Genomic DNA, 15,130 nt, shown 5'->3' with positions numbered 1-15,130 from the left:
ACACTGATTCGGATTGCGAACAATGAAAAAACCCGTCCATGGACGGGTTTTGCGTTGCGGCCAACCTTGTCGCTCAGCCGTGCTGGCGGGCGAAGTCTTCCATGAAGTGCACCAGCGCCTTTACGCCTTCGATCGGCATCGCGTTGTAGATCGAGGCGCGCATGCCACCGACCGAGCGATGACCCTTGAGTTGCATCAGGCCGTTCTTTTTCGCTTCGGAAAGGAACACGTCTTCCAGTGCCTCGTCCTTCAGGCGGAACACCACGTTCATCTTCGAGCGGTACGGCGCCTGCACATGACTGAAGTAGAAGCCGTTGCTGCTGTCGATCATGTGGTAGAGCAGGCCGGCTTTCTCGTCGTTGCGCGCCTGCATGCCCTTGATGCCGCCCTGCGTCTTCAACCACTTGAACACCAGGCCGGCGATATAAATCGGATAGGTGGCCGGGGTGTTGTACATCGAGTCGGCGTCTGCGTGCACGCGGTAGTCGAGCATGGTCGGCGTCTGCGCCTGGGCATGGCCGAGCAGGTCTTCGCGCACGATGACCACGGTCAGGCCGGACGGGCCGATGTTCTTCTGCGCGCCGGCGTAGATCAGACCGAACTTGGACACGTCCACTTCGCGTGACAGGAAGTCGGATGACATGTCGCACACCAAAGGGGTATCGCCGACGTCCGGCACGAACGGGCACTGCAGGCCGCCGATGGTCTCGTTGGAGGTGTAGTGGAAGTAGGCGGCATCCGGCGTACGCTGCCAGCTGGCCACATCCGGCACCACGGCGTAGTTGCTGTCGCTACTGCTGGCCACCACGTTGACGCCGGTGTAGCGGCGCGCCTCCTTGACCGCCAGCTTCGACCAGTGGCCGGTATCCAGCACGTCGATATGGCCGTCCACCGGTGCCAGGTTCAGCGGCACCATGGAGAACTGCTGCGAGGCGCCGCCTTGCAGGAACAGCACCTTGTAACCGGCCGGGATCGCCATCAATGCGCGCAGATCCTGCTCGGCATCGTGGATGATCTCCATGAACTCCTTGCCGCGATGGCTCATTTCCATCACGCACATGCCGGAGCCGTGCCAGTCCAGCATTTCCGCCTGGGCGGTTGCCAGCACTTCGTGGGGCAATACGGCAGGACCGGCTGAGAAGTTGTACACCTTGGCCATGACTATCCTCTATTTCTCGTCAAAATCAGGAAGGAGTGCTGAGCAGGAAGTGCGCACGAGCGACAGCGACCGGCTTGCGGCGGTCTTCCTGCCAGGCCTCGATCAGCACGTGCGCCACGCGCTTGCCCTGCTTGGTGATTTCGCACTGCGCATACAGCGTGGTGGCCCTGCCGGAGCGCAGATAATCCAGCGAGAAGTCCACGATCTTAGGCGCTTCCAGCGACTCGCGGTTCCACATCAGGTGCAGCAAGGCCGCATTTTCCAGAAAGCCGCCGATCAGGCCGCCATGCAGCGCCGGCAGCGTGGTGTTGCCGACATTGCGCTCGGCAAAAGGCAGCGAGAACAGCAGCTCGCCGGCGGCGTCTTCGCCGCACTCCACGCCCATCAGCCGGGCGTATGGCACCGCGGCGATGATGTCGGCGAAGCGCTTCTCGTCGCGCAGCGCGAGGAAGGTTTCCATGAACTGGCTCATGCCGTGCCCTCCACCAGCATCGGTTTCGGATTGGAGTCGCGCATGAAGGTGGCGACGCCATGGGCGATCGGGTCATCCGGGCTGTCGTGGTAGCACACGGCACGGGTGAACGCGATCTGGCTGGCCATGCGGTAGCACTCGGCGGTGCAGTAGATGGTCTTGCCCGGTGTGGCCGCCTTCAGGTAGTCGATGCGCAGGTCCAGCGTGGCGATGGTTTCCAGCTCGGTCATGTGCGCGGTCACCGCGATGGCGCTGGTGGTGTCGACGATGGAGGTGATCACCCCTCCATGCAGCACGCCGCTGGCCGGATTGCCGACCAGATCGTCGCGCCACTCCACCTTCAGCGTCGGCTTGCGGCCAACGCTGCCGAGGTATTGCATGCCCAGCGTCACGCAGTGCGGGAAGGACACGAACAACGCGCCAGCCGTCGCCAGCAGCTTTTCATTGGCCGGTGCCTGCTCCGTCATTCTGCCGCGCCCTCGCCCGCCTCAAGGTTGGCCGCAGCCTCGTCGCCCTCTTCCGCGGCGTCGTCTTCGCTTTCGGCGACCTTCACCAGGCAGATCAGCTTCTCGCCGTCGTCCAGGTTGATCAGGCGCACACCCTGCGCCGCACGGCCGGTCTCGCGCACCTGGTCGACCTTGGTACGGATCAGTACGCCACCGGTGGTGATCAGCATCACGTCGTCGCTGTCTTCCACCAGGCTGGCGGTCACCAGCGCGAAGCCGGTCTTGTCGGTCAGGTCCATGGCGATCACACCCTGGGTGCCGCGACTGGTGTGGCGGAACTCGCCGACACGGGTACGCTTGCCATAGCCGCCATCGCTGGCGGTCAGCACCTGCTGCTCGTTGCTGTTGGCCACCAGCAGCGAAATCACCTGCTGGCCTTCACCCAGCGCCATGCCGCGCACGCCGGTGGCGTTACGGCCCATGGCACGCACGCCGCTTTCATCGAAGCGCACCGCCTTGCCGGCATTGGAGAACAGCATGATCTGGTCGTTGCCGCTGGTCAGCGCCACGCCGACCAGCTTGTCGCCCTCGTCCAGCTTGACGGCGATGATGCCGGCGCTGCGCGGCCGCGAGAACGCTTCCAGCGGTGTCTTCTTCACAGTGCCGTTGGCGGTACACATGAACACGAACGGGCCCTTGACCTTGTCGCTGACTTCGATATCGTCGTCCAGCTCGGCACTGTCGTTGCCGGTAAACGCCTTCACCGGCAGCATGGCGTTGATCTTCTCGCCTTCCGCCAGCGGCAGCACGTTGACAATCGGCTTGCCGCGGCTGGTACGACCGCCCTGAGGCATGTCGTAGACCTTGATCCAGTAGCAACGACCGAACGAGGAGTAGCACAGCACGTAGTCGTGGGTATTGGCCACGAACAGCGTGTTGATGAAGTCGTCGTCCTTGGTCGCCGCCGCCTGCTTGCCGCGGCCGCCACGGCGCTGCGACTGGTAGTCGTCGACCGGCTGCGCCTTCAGGTAGCCGGTGTGCGACAGGGTCACCACCATCTCCTGCGGCGTGATCAGGTCTTCAATGTTGATGTCGCCGCCAAACGGCTCGATCTCGGAGCGGCGCTTGTCGCCGTACTGCAGCTTCACTGCGGTCAGCTCGTCATGGATGATCTGATTAATGCGCTCCGGACGCGCCAGGATGTCGATCAGGTCCAGGATGGTGTCCATGATCTCGCGGTATTCGCCGACGATCTTGTCCTGCTCCAGCCCGGTCAGGCGCTGCAGGCGCAGGTCCAGAATCGCCTGGGCCTGCACTTCGGATAGGCGGTAGCCGTCGCCGTGCAGACCGTACTCGGCCGCTAGGCCATCCGGGCGGGCATAGCTCTGGTCGACGCGCGACAGCATGCCTTCCACCAGCTCCGAGCGCCAGGCGCGGCCCATCAGCGCGGCCTTGGCCTGTGGCGGGGCTTCGGAAGCCTTGATCAACGCGATGATCTCGTCGACGTTGGACAGCGCCACCGCCAGACCTTCGAGGATGTGGCCGCGTTCGCGCGCCTTGCGCAGTTCGAAAATGGTACGACGCGTCACCACCTCGCGGCGGTGGCGCAGGAATTCGTCGATGATCTGCTTCAGGTTCAACAGGCGCGGCTGGCCGTCGACCAGTGCCACCATGTTGATGCCGAAACTGTCCTGCAGCTGGGTCAGCTTGTACAGGTGGTTGAGCACCACTTCCGGCATTTCACCGCGCTTGAGCTCGATCACCACGCGCATGCCAGACTTGTCCGACTCGTCGCGCAGGTCGGAAATGCCCTCGATCAGCTTCTCGCGCACCAGCTCGCTGATGCGTTCCAGCAGCCGCGACTTGTTCACCTGGTACGGGATCTCGTCGACGATGATCGCCTGACGGTCGCCCTTGCCGATGTCCTCGAAGTGGACACGGGCGCGCATGATGGCGCGGCCGCGACCGGTGCGGTACGCCTCCTTGATGCCGGCGGTACCGTAGATGATGCCGGCGGTCGGGAAGTCCGGCGCAGGGATGATGTCGATCAGCTCGTCGATGGTCAGCTCGCTGTTGTCCAGCAGCGCCAAGCAGGCATCGACCACTTCGTTCAGGTTGTGCGGCGGAATATTGGTGGCCATGCCCACCGCGATACCGGAGCTGCCGTTGATCAGCAGGTTCGGGATGCGCGTCGGCATGATCAGCGGCTCTTGCTCGGAGCCGTCGTAGTTGGGACCGAAGTCGACGGTTTCCTTGTCGAGGTCGGCCAGCAGTTCGTGCGCGATGCGCGCCATGCGGATTTCGGTGTATCGCATCGCGGCGGCGTTATCGCCGTCGATGGAGCCGAAGTTGCCCTGACCGTCCACCAGCGGGTAGCGCAGGCTGAAATTCTGTGCCAGACGCACGATGGTGTCGTACACCGCGGTATCGCCGTGCGGGTGATACTTACCGATCACGTCGCCGACAATACGCGCCGATTTCTTGTAGGCACGGTTCCAGTCGTTGGAAAGCTCATGCATGGCGTACAGCACCCGGCGATGCACGGGCTTGAGGCCATCTCGGACATCAGGAAGGGCGCGGCCGACGATCACGCTCATTGCGTAATCGAGATAGGAACGGCGCATCTCCTCTTCCAGGCTAATCGGGAGTGTTTCCTTGGCAAAAAGCTGGTCGGTCATGGAAATCCGTAATCATGGCAAAATATTCGATATTCTAACACGAAATGACACCAAGACGCCCGCCAGACAAGCAAAAAGGCCGCTGTCGCGGCCTTTTTACCAAGCAGCAGGGAACGCTCAGCGCGCGCCGATCTGCAGCTTTTTCTCCAGACGGGAAATCCCCCACGCCATCAACATCGTCAATGCCAGATAGATGAAGGAAATGGTCAGGTACGGCTCCCAGTAGCGCGAGTACACCCCGGCCACGGTGCGCGCGGCGAAGGCCAGCTCGGCCAGACCGATCGCCGACACCAGCGAGCTGTCTTTCAGCAGCATGATCGCCTCGTTGCCCAGCGGCGGCAGCATGCGGCGGAACGCCTGCGGCACGATCACGAACTTCATGGTCTGGCCGTAGGAGAGCCCCAGCGAACGCGCGGCCTCCATCTGCCCCTTGTCGATGGACTGGATACCAGCACGGAAGATCTCGGTGATGTAGGCACCGGCGTTCAGCGTCAGCGCCAGCAGGCCGGAAATGAAGGCACCGTAATTCTGGCGGATGTCACGGGCGATATCGCCATTGACCACCAGGCCATCCACCGGATGGATCAGCAGCGGCATCAGCGCAAAGTGCACCAGCAGGATTTGTACGAACAAGGGCGTGCCGCGAAAAAAGGTCACGTAGGCACCGGCCGGCATGCGCACCAGATAGCGCACCAGATAACGGCTCAGGCCGTGCGGCGCATCCGCCAGCCGCGCCATGCCCATGAACAGGCCGATCAGAGTGCCGAACACCACCGCCACCAGCGTAATGATGATCGTCATTTGCACGCCCTCCACAAACAGTGGTGCGTAGTCGGCGATCATTCCCCAGCGAAAATCCATATTGCTTCCCCCTGCAAAAAAACCGGGCCGGCTCAAGGCTGGCCCGGTTCTTCATGCAGCTAATTGATTACTTGGTGCCAAAATACTTGTTGAAGATCTGGTCGTAGGTGCCGTCAGCCTTGATCGCCTTGATACCGGCGTTGACCTTGGCCAGCAGCTCCTGATTGCCCTTCTTCACCGCGAAGCCATAATACTCCGGTGCGAAGCTCTGCAGGTCTTCCACCGTGGTCATGCCGTGCTGCGGGTTATTCTTCACGTAGTTGATCACCACGCCATTGTCACCCACCGCCGCGTCAACACCGCCGGTTTCCAGCTCTTTCAGCGCCAGCGGCATGCTCTCGAACCGCTTGATGCTGGAGCTGGTCTTGCCCAGCAGCTTCTGCACCACTTCGTCGCCGGTGGTGCCGGTCTGTACCGCCACCTTCTTGTTCTTCAGATCCTGGAAGGTCTTCACGTCGGTGACGCCCTTACCCACCGCGATCAGCTGGCGCGCTTCAAAGTATGGCTCGGAGAAGTCCATGCTCTGCTTGCGCTCGTCGGTGATGGTGATCGCCGAAGACAGGATGTCGCGGTCGCCCTGACCCAGGGTGGCGAACATGCCCTCCCACGGCGTATTGACGAACTTGACCTTGAAACCGCCCTTGTCTGCCACCGCGCTCAACACCTCGATGTCGAAGCCGACGATCTGGCTCTGGTCGTTCTGGAACTCGAATGGTGCATAGCTGGCATCGGTACCCACCACGTACTCGGCCACCTGCGCCACCGCCGGCGCCGCATCACTGGCTGCCGATGCTGCCGGTTCTTCCGCCTTCTTGCCGCAACCTGCCACGGCAAAAACCGATAACAACATCCCCGCCAGCAGCGTTCTTCTCGTGTTCTTCATACTTGTAATCTCCGTCGATTCTCGTATTGACCGTTCGTCCCCGAAACGGCGCGCGTGCTAATATAACAAGCCCGTTACGGTGCCACAACGCACCGCAGCCGGATATTTATACCTACATTATTTAGCCAACGACATTACCGACCATGCCATTGTCCCGTTTTTGCGCTGCAGCACTTGGCGCCCTCATTCTGAGCTGCGCCGGCAACAGCTTTGCCACCGGTGAAGACGCCCCGCTGCCGGGCGACTTCCAGCCGCCACGCCAAAGCAAGACCGTCAGCAAGCCGGCTCCCGCCAGTAGCGGCAGTAATAAAGCAAACGACGTACCTGCGCGCAATATTCAGCCCGCAACAGTGGCCGGCACTCAAGATAAAACCAGCAGCCCGCGAGTACAGTCGCGCCGCGACCAGACAGAAACGCGCCGCAGCAAGCGCAGCCAAGGCCAGCCGGCCGCCCGGAAATCGTCACGCCAACTGAAGCAGGCGGCCACGGCGCAACGCGCCGGCAAGGCGCGCAAGCAGCTGCGCAACGGCAAGCAGAGCGTGCGCAGCAACAAGGCGGTACGAGTCGGCAAAAAAGCCGCAGTTCGTCAGCGCACGGTGGGCAAGCGCACCAAAAATGGCAAAGTGGTCGCCAGCCGCAAGGCCGGCGCCGGGCAGCGCAGCCTCGCCGCCCGCAAGCGCCAGAACGCGGCAGCGAACACCGCAAAGCGCAGCACCCACGTAAAGGCCAAGGCCAGCCGCACCGGCAGCAAGCAAACCCTCAAACAGCGCAAGACACGCAAAGCCGCGCTGAACGCCAGCGGCAAGCGTAGCAGCGTTAGCAAAGCCACGCGCAAGACCCGCGCCAAGGCACGACGCCACCAGCAGCCGCGGCGTCAGGCGCACTAAGCCGCTCGTCCGACAACGGCAAGCACACGGCCCGCCAACTGGCGGGCCGTATTTATTGCAACTTGGCCATTTCAGCTTGGCCATTCCAGCTTGCCACCCCTACCCCAACAGCAGCGTGCCACGCGCTCAACGCACCTGCCGCACGAAGTCGCCGAACGCCACCACCAGCCGGTCGACATCCGCCGCGGTGGTGTCCGGGCATACCAGGATCATGTTGTGGAACGGGGTGATCAGCAGGCCGCGGTTGAGCAGGAACAGGTGCACGATGTGCTCCAGCTCGCTATCCAGAATCTTGTCGGCCTCGCTGCCGTTCTGCGGCGATGTGACGGAGAACTGGAACTCGGTGCGCGCGCCGATCTGCGTCACGCACCACGGCAACTGATGTTGCGCGATAACGCCGCGCAGCCCTGCGGCCAACCTTTCGGCTAGGCCGAACATGTACTGGTAGGCTTCGTCGGTCATCACCTCGGCCAGATTCGCGCGCATCGCCGCCATCGCCAACAGGTTGGCGGTGAGCGTGGTGCCGATGCCGCTATGCCCCGGTGGTGCCGTTCGCTTGGCCTCCTCGGCACGCCGCGCGGTCTGCTCGCTGAAGCCGTACACTGCACACGGCACGCCGCCGGCCACCGGCTTGCCGACCACCAGCAGGTCAGGCTGCAGGCCATGGGCGCGGGTGTAGCCGCCGGGGCCGCTGCTGATGGTGTGGGTTTCGTCGATCAGCAGCAGCGTGCCGTAGCGCTGGCACAGCGTCTGCGCCGCCTGCCAGAAACCCGGCTGCGGCAGCACCATGCCGATATTGGTCATTGCCGGCTCGGCCAGCAGGCAGGCCACCTGGCCGTCCTGCAGCGCGGCTTCCAGCGCGACCAGGTCGTTGAATTCCACGCTGCGGGTATGCTGCGTAATGTCGTACACCTGACCCAGCAGACTGTCGCGGGTCTGCGGCTGGCCGGCCACCAGGTCGACGAACACGTCATCCACCGTGCCGTGGTAGCAGCCGTTGAAGATCAGCACCTGGCTGCGGCCGGTGATCGCCCGCGCCCAGCGGATGGCAAAACGGTTGGCGTCCGACGCCGATAGCGCGAACTGCCAGTACGGCAGGCCGAAGCGGCGCGCCAGTTCCTGCGCCACCCACACGCCGTCCTCGCTGGGCAGCATGGCGGTGTAGCCGCGCTGCGCCTGGCGGGCGATGGCGTCGGCCACCGGTTTGGGACTGTGGCCGAACATGGCGCCGGTGTCGCCGAGGCAGAAATCCACGTAGTCGTGGCCGTCCACGTCCTGGAAGCGTGCGCCCTGCGCCGCTGCCACGTACAGCGAGAACGGCGTCGACCAGTCGTTCATCCAGTGCAGCGGCACACCGAACAGCAGGTGGCCGGCGGCTTGCGCCGATAGCTCGCGCGAACGCGGCATGCGGCCGATGAAGGCGTTGCGCTCGGCGATCTGCAACGCCTGCGCCTTGTCCCAGTTGATGCCGTGGCGGATGATCATGGGTGTCTCCTTGAATTGTTGTATCGGCTGCGGCCAACGTTGGCCGCAGGCGGTGAATGCATCCGGTGCCACGCGGAGCCGCGGTTGACGCTCTCGCGAGCCAGCGCGCGGCAAGGCAAAGACCGAGGGCGGCGACGCTGAGCCGTCGTCAAGGCGCCCGCCCAGCTCGAACCTGGCGCCGTAGCGCCGCAGATCGTCAGAAAGCGCTTACACATGCAGCTGCAAGTGCTCGCGCTCCCAGGCGGTGATGGCGCGGTTGAAGGTCTCGAACTCCTTCTCCTTCACCGCGCAGAACGCCTGCACGAACTCCTCGCCGAGGATCGTCGCCAGCTCCGGGCAGTCCTGCATCAGCTCCACCGCGTCTTCCAGGCTGCGCGGCAGCTCGTAGTCCAGGTTGTAGGCGCTGTCATTCATCGGTGCCGACGGCTCGATCCGGTTCACCATGCCGAGGTAGCCGCAGGCCAGTGTCGCCGCCATCGCCAGATACGGATTCACGTCGACGCCGGGCACGCGGTTTTCCACCCGCCGCGCCACCGGGCTGGACGGCGGGATGCGGATACCGCAGGTGCGGTTGTCGTAGCCCCAACGCACATTGATCGGCGCCGCGGTGTGGCGGCTGAGGCGACGGTAGCTGTTCACGTACGGCGCGAACATGGGCATCGCCCGCGGCAGGTAGCGCTGCATGCCGCCGATGTGGTGGAAGAAAAGCTCGCTGGCGCTGCCGTCCGGCAGCGAGAAGATATTCTCGCCGCTATCGCAGGCCACGATGCTCTGGTGGATGTGCATCGCGCTGCCCGGCTCGCCTTCCATCGGCTTGGCCATGAAGGTGGCGAAGATATTGTGACGGTAGGCGGTCTCGCGCACCGCGCGCTTGAACAGGAACACCTGGTCGGCCAGCGCCATCGCGTCGCCGTGGCTGAAGTTGATCTCCATCTGGCAGGCGCCGACCTCGTGGATCAGCGTTTCCACCTTCAGCTGCGCCGCCTCGCAGAACGCCGACAGTTCCTGGAAGAAGGGATCGAAGTCGTTGACCGCGTCGATGGAGAACGACTGCCGCCCCACCTCGGAGCGGCCGGCGCGGCCGGAGGGTGGGCGTAGCGGCTCGTGCGGATTGGTGTTCTGGCGGATCAGGTAGAACTCCATCTCCGGCGCCACCACCGGCCGCCAGCCACGTGCCTCGTACAGTTGCAGCACCTTGCGCAGCACCGCGCGCGGCGAGATGCCGACCGGGGTGCCGTCGAAATCCTCGCAATCGTGGATCACTACCGCCACCGGCTCGATTGCCCACGGCACCAGGCGGATGGTGGACGGGTCCGGCCGGCACACCATGTCCGGGTCGTTGGCGCCGGCAAAGCGCTCGAACTCGGCAAACTCGCCGTTGACGGTGATGGTCAGCACCGCCTTGGACATTTTCATGGTGTCCTCGGCCAGAAACAGCCCCTTGGGCACGATCTTGCCGCGCGCCATGCCGGTCATGTCCGGTATCACGCACTCCACTTCATGGATGTTGTGCTCGCGTAAAAACGCGGCCAGTTGCTCGTTCATGGTCGTTCTCCTGCGGGCTGTCTCGATTATTTGTAGCCTGTCGCCCACCGTTCTTGCCCGCTTTGCTCATCGCCGTGACAGCTCGGAACGCCGCTGCAAAACGCAGGTCATGCCGCGCATCGTAAATTTGATCAAATACTCATGTCAATATTTGATCAAATATTTGCAATGACCACAAAAATGGCCGCACCATTGCGGCCAACCTTGCGCCTGAACGGCGACCACACACACCGCCCGACTAGCCGCGCACGTCGCCAGCCGGCACCGCCACCCCGGCACCACCATCGCGCAGGCCGGTGCACCGCCCAGACTGCGGCAGGCTTCTGCTATGCTTGCCGCCAATTTGTCCTGACTGCGTACCATGAAAACCAGCACCGCCTCCACCCTGCAAGACGAGACCTACGACACGCTGCGCCACTGGCTGATGCTGGGGCGCTGGCTGCCTGGCGAGCGGCTGAAGATCCGCCAGCTGGCCGAGGAGCTGGGCGTCAGCCAGATGCCGGTACGCGCCGCGCTGCAACGGTTGGCCGCCGAAAAGGCGCTGCTGAACATCCCCAACTGTGGCGTGCAGGTGCCGCAGCTTAGCGAGACACAGTTCGACGACATCCTGGAAAACCGCATCCTGCTGGAAGGCGAAGCCGCCTTCCGCGGCGCGAAAAGGCTGGCCGCAACGGAGCGCGAGCGGCTGCTGCAGCTGTGCCGCGCCATGGACAGCGCCATCGCTGCGGACGACATCAAGGGCTACCTCGACGCCAACGAGCTGTTCCACCTGCAGCTGTACCGCGCCAGCGGTTCGCCGCTGCTGCTGTCGCTGATCGAGACGGTATGGCTGCATGTCGGCCCGATCTCCAACCAGCTGCACCAGGACCTGACGGTGTGGAAGACCATGAACGACGCCCACCACGCGCTGCTGGACGCGCTGCAGGCCGGCGACGCCGACGCGGTGCGCCGCGCCATCGAGCAGGATTTGCGCACCGCCGGCAGCTACCTGCGCCTCAGCTGCCGCCCCGGCTGATCGCCGCGCTTTGCCGCGGCCGGCGGCGCTTGCGCCAGATCAAGCCGGCCGACCAGCCCTCCTTGTCGTTTGCGCCAACGGGCACTATACCGGGGGTGAGCAGCCACCACGGCCGCCCTAAGCATCTGATTATCCAAGGAGAGTACGATGAGCCTGCTTCCTTCCCGCAGCACCCTGTTTGACGACCTGTTCCGCGATTTCAGCGGCCACGGCTTCTTCATCAAGCCCCTGCACGGCGATGCGCTGCCATCGCAGATCAAGCTCGACGTCAAGGAAACCGACACCGGTTTCACGGTACTGGCCGAGCTACCCGGCGTATCCAAGGACGACATCCACGTCGAGATCGAGGGCGCCCAGCTCACCATCAAGGCCGAAGTGAAACAGTTCGACAAACAGAGCAAGGATGAACAGAACCTGCGCAGCGAACGCTACTACGGCATGGTGTCGCGCAGCCTGCAGCTACCGTCCGATCTGGACCGCGACGGCGCCAGCGCCAAGTACGAAAACGGCGTGCTGACACTGACGCTGCCGAAGAAGCACAGCAGCGGCAACGGCAAGCGCCTGATCGTGGAATAGACAGTCGCGGGCCGCAGCAAGCCCGGCCCCGGCGGCCGGGCTTTATCATGTGTGGTGCTGGTGAAAAGTGGCCAAGGTTGGCCGCAGGTGGCTGGTGCGCGGGTCATGCGCCGCTGGGCAGCCAATTGCACAGCGGACGGTTAGCATTTGCATGCTGCGTTGAAATAGTGGGCGACGGGAAAGTGAGTGAAGGAGATCGGCCGGGAACCAGCCTTCTGGAGATAGACAGGACAGCCATCTGGATGGCTGCTTGAGCGACCTGCCGGACAGGGAGTGCGTGCCGTGTCGCTCGCCTTTTTGACTCTTGGGAAGCCGCGAATTCTTCATTGCGATGGGCCGATACGAGACCCGACCCTTCGTTGCAGAGGCCTCAAGAGCCCAAGTGTTGAAGACCTTGTAGTCGTGTCAGTGCCATAAATGGAATCCGCGGGAAAACGGCATGTTGCGCATTTCGAGGTGCCTGGAGTAGCCAGCTCACCTGGCTACCCGGGGTGTGCACGAAAGCGCGCCTCAGCCTCCCGAAATAGCGACTTTGCGTGCTCAACGTTCCATGGCTGTTCGATGAGCGTTTCGTGGTCCCACTCACTACGCGGTACGGGGGGCGCGAAGAAATCACCGCCATAAACGTGTAGCGCACAAGTCATCTTCCCTATCGGATTCAGCACTGAGTGGATGACGTCGCGGTCGAGCGTGGCAACATCTCCAGCACCCAGCGACTTGGCACCGACTGCCGCGATCGTCGTGCCCGTCCGCTTCCAGAAGACGTTGTCCTCGCGCCCTGTATAGATACCGACCACCGAAAACATTTGGTGATTGTGCGGCATCAGGCTCATGCACGGCGCCCAGACAAAGCTGATGACGGTAAGGTCGGGCGATCTGAATAGCGGCGTAAGTCCGGCATGTTCCGGCTCGCCAAGCTCGGCCATGATACCCGTGCCATCCGAAACCACTTCGGCCACCAGCTCACTAATCGCCTCATGGCCCCCGGAAAGCGCGCCCAAACAATCCTGGATAAAACGATCCTTGTTGAACATGATCCCATGCCCTCCCAATCTGGTTCATCGTGTCAAGGAAGGTCCGCGCAAGCGGATGATTCTTTGGCTATTGACCAAGATATAGCTCAATCCAAGCACTCGGACTACGGCCTCTCTCTGCGAGTTTCTGAGAGAACATCCGCACAAGAAAGCCTGATGGTTAAGGGCTGTTTGTCTTTTGCGTCACGACGCTGCGGCAAGCCACTTTGACCGACCTGCAGTCCTGCACCGCCACGCTAGGCGGCTGCCCCCAGCAAGCAACAAGGTTGGCCGCAAGCCTGCCCCGCTTGCGGCCAACCTTTTCACGCCCGCGGCGGCGACACCAGCAGGCGGCTGCCGGCCTTCACCTCGCGCAGCGCCCGGCGGGCGTGGATGGATGCCACCTCCGGCATCTGCCGCAGCACGTTCTCGACAAACTCGATGTCGACATCCGGCGACAGGCCGCCACCTGCGGCAGCTAATCGGCGTCGCCGGTGATCTTGTGACAGGACAGTACCTGCGGCTGCGCGCACATCGCCGCCTCGAACGCGTTCGGCTCGTTGCCGCCGTGCGCGTCAAAGCGGATCGGCACGAAGGCCAGCATATCCAGCCCCGGCTTGCGGCGGGCGGGGTCAGCTTTCGTCCGGCGTGACCATGCGCATGGGGCGGGTCCCGATCTTCGCCCCGGTGACCTCATCCACGGCGACGGCCTTGATTTCGGTGCCGGTTTCCGCGTCGAAGAAACGCGTCAGCTTGCCGCCGCCCCGGTATTGGCGCCCCCAGGCGCCAATCATGAACAGCACCGGCAGAAAATCGCGGCCGGCAGCGGTCAGCAGATACTCCTCGCGCGGCGGGTGTTCCGAGTAGCGCCGCTTCTCCAGCAAGCCCTCCTCGGTCAGTGCCGCCAGCCGGCGGGTCAGCATCGTCGGTGCAATGCCTAAGCTTTTCCGGAATTGGTCAAAGCGCGTGAGGCCGGCGTGGGCGTCCCGCAGGATCAATATGCTCCACGCGTCACCGGCGACAGCCAGGCTGCGCGCGATCGGGCACGGGTTATCGCAACTATTTTCATTGTCCATACTATTTTGATAGTGACTTACTTTCAGATTGGTAGTATTGTTCGTATCAGTTTGATACTAACACTTCGACGACCAGCAATCCACCCGCACGGAGATTTCATCGATGGGCACGAACAATACAGGTATCGCTCCGGCAAGCGGGGCATCGTCAGGCATCGGCGCCGCCACTGCGGCGCGGCCGATGGGCAAGGTGACATGGAAGGATGTCCCGACCCGCACGCTAGCCGTTGGCGGGGTGGCTTTCGCCTACCGTGAGCTCGGCCCCGACGCCGGCGTGCCGGTGATCTTCCTGCACCACCTGATGGCCGTGCTCGACGACTGGGACCCGCGCGTGATCGACGGCATCGCCGCGCAGCGCCGGGTGATCACCTTCGACAATCGCGGGGTCGGCGCCTCGGGCGGATCGGTACCGCACACCATCGAGGAGATGGGGCGCGATGCCATCGCCTTCATCCGCGCCTTGGGACTCCAGAAGGTCGATCTGCTCGGCTTCTCCCTGGGTGGCGGCGTCGCGCAAATGGTGGCCTTGCAGGCGCCCGACCTCGTGCGCCGGATCGTGCTTGCCGGCACGGGGCCACGTGGCGGCGGCGGTATCGACAAGATCACCAGAATTGCCGTCACCGCCTACCTCAAGGCGGCGTTGACCTGGAGCGATCCGAGGAATTTCCTGTTCTTCCCCCGCACCCCGGAGGGCAAGCGCGCGGCGAAAGACTATTTCGCCCGGCTGAAGGAACGCATCCAAAACCGTGACAAGCCCATTTCCCTGCAGGCCCGGCGTGCCCAGCTGCAAGCCATCAGAGCGGCGGGGCTGAGTGCGCCCGACGACCTGTCGGTGATCACGCAACCGGTTTTCGTCGCCAACGGCGACCGTGACCTGATGGTCGACAGCAGCCATTCGGCCGACATGGCTCGCCGCCTGCCGAATGCCCGACTCACGATCTATCCCGATTCCGGCCACGGCGGCGTCTTCCAGCACTACCGGGCCTTTGTGCCGGCGGTGCTGGACTTCCTCGCAGACTGATCTGATCCGACCA

The 15,130-nt window shown here is 63.4% G+C and carries 16 protein-coding genes; 4 read left to right on the top strand and 12 right to left on the bottom strand.

The window, feature by feature from the left end:
- Window positions 1-73: 73 nt before the first annotated feature.
- The 6 genes from serC to PQU89_RS03585 all read right to left on the bottom strand — a co-directional run bounded on the left by serC (window position 74) and on the right by PQU89_RS03585 (window position 6,499).
- The gene (gene serC, locus PQU89_RS03610) at window positions 74-1,159 is read right to left on the bottom strand and encodes a 3-phosphoserine/phosphohydroxythreonine transaminase (RefSeq protein ID WP_272764659.1); all 1,086 of its coding nucleotides are present in this window, start codon (window positions 1,157-1,159) and stop codon (window positions 74-76) included.
- 25 nt (window positions 1,160-1,184) lie between these two features.
- Entirely contained in the window at window positions 1,185-1,631 is a 447-nt protein-coding gene (locus PQU89_RS03605) for a PaaI family thioesterase (protein ID WP_272764658.1), read from the bottom strand.
- The gene (locus PQU89_RS03600) at window positions 1,628-2,098 is read right to left on the bottom strand and encodes a PaaI family thioesterase (RefSeq protein ID WP_272764657.1); all 471 of its coding nucleotides are present in this window, start codon (window positions 2,096-2,098) and stop codon (window positions 1,628-1,630) included. Before PQU89_RS03600 ends, PQU89_RS03605 begins: the two co-directional genes overlap by 4 nt.
- Complete coding sequence (gene gyrA, locus PQU89_RS03595) at window positions 2,095-4,755, bottom strand: DNA gyrase subunit A (protein WP_272764656.1); 2,661 nt, start codon at window positions 4,753-4,755, stop codon at window positions 2,095-2,097. Before gyrA ends, PQU89_RS03600 begins: the two co-directional genes overlap by 4 nt.
- A gap of 117 nt (window positions 4,756-4,872) precedes the next feature.
- A complete protein-coding gene (locus PQU89_RS03590) occupies window positions 4,873-5,616 on the bottom strand; it encodes an amino acid ABC transporter permease (protein ID WP_272764655.1) in 744 nt (247 codons plus the stop codon).
- Window positions 5,617-5,683: 67 nt separating this feature from the next.
- Window positions 5,684-6,499 carry a basic amino acid ABC transporter substrate-binding protein gene (locus PQU89_RS03585; protein ID WP_272764654.1) on the bottom strand — a complete coding sequence of 272 codons (816 nt, stop codon included), beginning with the start codon at window positions 6,497-6,499 and terminating at the stop codon, window positions 5,684-5,686.
- Between the two features lie 143 nt (window positions 6,500-6,642).
- Between PQU89_RS03585 and PQU89_RS03580 the strand changes: the two genes are divergently transcribed.
- Complete coding sequence (locus tag PQU89_RS03580; RefSeq protein WP_272764653.1) at window positions 6,643-7,386, top strand: hypothetical protein; 744 nt, start codon at window positions 6,643-6,645, stop codon at window positions 7,384-7,386.
- Between the two features lie 126 nt (window positions 7,387-7,512).
- On the opposite strand, the gene PQU89_RS03575 is transcribed toward PQU89_RS03580, so the two are convergent.
- Together PQU89_RS03575 and PQU89_RS03570 are read right to left on the bottom strand one after the other, a co-directional pair.
- The gene (locus PQU89_RS03575; RefSeq protein WP_272764652.1) at window positions 7,513-8,871 is read right to left on the bottom strand and encodes an aspartate aminotransferase family protein; all 1,359 of its coding nucleotides are present in this window, start codon (window positions 8,869-8,871) and stop codon (window positions 7,513-7,515) included.
- A gap of 207 nt (window positions 8,872-9,078) precedes the next feature.
- Window positions 9,079-10,416, bottom strand: coding sequence for a glutamine synthetase family protein (locus tag PQU89_RS03570; RefSeq protein ID WP_272764651.1), 1,338 nt, complete (start codon window positions 10,414-10,416; stop codon window positions 9,079-9,081).
- 361 nt (window positions 10,417-10,777) lie between these two features.
- Here PQU89_RS03570 and PQU89_RS03565 point away from each other — a divergent pair, with 361 nt between their 5' ends.
- Complete coding sequence (locus PQU89_RS03565) at window positions 10,778-11,431, top strand: GntR family transcriptional regulator (protein WP_272764650.1); 654 nt, start codon at window positions 10,778-10,780, stop codon at window positions 11,429-11,431.
- Window positions 11,432-11,578: 147 nt separating this feature from the next.
- Window positions 11,579-12,007, top strand: coding sequence for an Hsp20/alpha crystallin family protein (locus tag PQU89_RS03560; protein WP_047966329.1), 429 nt, complete (start codon window positions 11,579-11,581; stop codon window positions 12,005-12,007).
- 482 nt (window positions 12,008-12,489) lie between these two features.
- On the opposite strand, the gene PQU89_RS03555 is transcribed toward PQU89_RS03560, so the two are convergent.
- The 4 genes from PQU89_RS03555 to PQU89_RS03540 form a co-directional block, all read right to left on the bottom strand.
- Window positions 12,490-13,041 (bottom strand): hypothetical protein, encoded by a 552-nt coding sequence (locus tag PQU89_RS03555; RefSeq protein WP_272764649.1) that lies wholly within the window; start codon window positions 13,039-13,041, stop codon window positions 12,490-12,492.
- A 302-nt stretch (window positions 13,042-13,343) separates the two neighbouring features.
- Window positions 13,344-13,553 carry a hypothetical protein gene (locus tag PQU89_RS03550; RefSeq protein WP_272764648.1) on the bottom strand — a complete coding sequence of 70 codons (210 nt, stop codon included), beginning with the start codon at window positions 13,551-13,553 and terminating at the stop codon, window positions 13,344-13,346.
- Window positions 13,499-13,624, bottom strand: coding sequence for an Lrp/AsnC ligand binding domain-containing protein (locus PQU89_RS03545; protein ID WP_272764647.1), 126 nt, complete (start codon window positions 13,622-13,624; stop codon window positions 13,499-13,501). The genes PQU89_RS03550 and PQU89_RS03545 overlap by 55 nt, the downstream gene beginning before the upstream one ends.
- A gap of 28 nt (window positions 13,625-13,652) precedes the next feature.
- The gene (locus tag PQU89_RS03540) at window positions 13,653-14,096 is read right to left on the bottom strand and encodes a winged helix-turn-helix transcriptional regulator (RefSeq protein WP_272764646.1); all 444 of its coding nucleotides are present in this window, start codon (window positions 14,094-14,096) and stop codon (window positions 13,653-13,655) included.
- A 103-nt stretch (window positions 14,097-14,199) separates the two neighbouring features.
- Here PQU89_RS03540 and PQU89_RS03535 point away from each other — a divergent pair, with 103 nt between their 5' ends.
- Complete coding sequence (locus PQU89_RS03535; RefSeq protein ID WP_272764645.1) at window positions 14,200-15,117, top strand: alpha/beta fold hydrolase; 918 nt, start codon at window positions 14,200-14,202, stop codon at window positions 15,115-15,117.
- Window positions 15,118-15,130: the final 13 nt, after the last annotated feature.

Source organism: Vogesella indigofera (genome assembly GCF_028548395.1).
GTDB lineage: Bacteria > Pseudomonadota > Gammaproteobacteria > Burkholderiales > Chromobacteriaceae > Vogesella > Vogesella indigofera_A.
This window is presented reverse-complemented; position numbering and strand designations above follow the sequence as displayed.

Coding starts and splice junctions, on each gene's coding strand:
- PQU89_RS03580 (WP_272764653.1), top strand. CDS start 6,643: ATGCCATTGTCCCGTTTTTGCGCTGCAGCACTTGGCGCCCTCATTCTG.
- PQU89_RS03555 (WP_272764649.1), bottom strand. CDS start 13,041: ATGTTCAACAAGGATCGTTTTATCCAGGATTGTTTGGGCGCGCTTTCC.
- PQU89_RS03560 (WP_047966329.1), top strand. CDS start 11,579: ATGAGCCTGCTTCCTTCCCGCAGCACCCTGTTTGACGACCTGTTCCGC.
- PQU89_RS03605 (WP_272764658.1), bottom strand. CDS start 1,631: ATGAGCCAGTTCATGGAAACCTTCCTCGCGCTGCGCGACGAGAAGCGC.
- PQU89_RS03535 (WP_272764645.1), top strand. CDS start 14,200: ATGGGCACGAACAATACAGGTATCGCTCCGGCAAGCGGGGCATCGTCA.
- PQU89_RS03590 (WP_272764655.1), bottom strand. CDS start 5,616: ATGGATTTTCGCTGGGGAATGATCGCCGACTACGCACCACTGTTTGTG.
- PQU89_RS03585 (WP_272764654.1), bottom strand. CDS start 6,499: ATGAAGAACACGAGAAGAACGCTGCTGGCGGGGATGTTGTTATCGGTT.
- PQU89_RS03565 (WP_272764650.1), top strand. CDS start 10,778: ATGAAAACCAGCACCGCCTCCACCCTGCAAGACGAGACCTACGACACG.
- gyrA (WP_272764656.1), bottom strand. CDS start 4,755: ATGACCGACCAGCTTTTTGCCAAGGAAACACTCCCGATTAGCCTGGAA.
- serC (WP_272764659.1), bottom strand. CDS start 1,159: ATGGCCAAGGTGTACAACTTCTCAGCCGGTCCTGCCGTATTGCCCCAC.
- PQU89_RS03540 (WP_272764646.1), bottom strand. CDS start 14,096: ATGGACAATGAAAATAGTTGCGATAACCCGTGCCCGATCGCGCGCAGC.
- PQU89_RS03570 (WP_272764651.1), bottom strand. CDS start 10,416: ATGAACGAGCAACTGGCCGCGTTTTTACGCGAGCACAACATCCATGAA.
- PQU89_RS03545 (WP_272764647.1), bottom strand. CDS start 13,624: ATGCTGGCCTTCGTGCCGATCCGCTTTGACGCGCACGGCGGCAACGAG.
- PQU89_RS03575 (WP_272764652.1), bottom strand. CDS start 8,871: ATGATCATCCGCCACGGCATCAACTGGGACAAGGCGCAGGCGTTGCAG.
- PQU89_RS03600 (WP_272764657.1), bottom strand. CDS start 2,098: ATGACGGAGCAGGCACCGGCCAATGAAAAGCTGCTGGCGACGGCTGGC.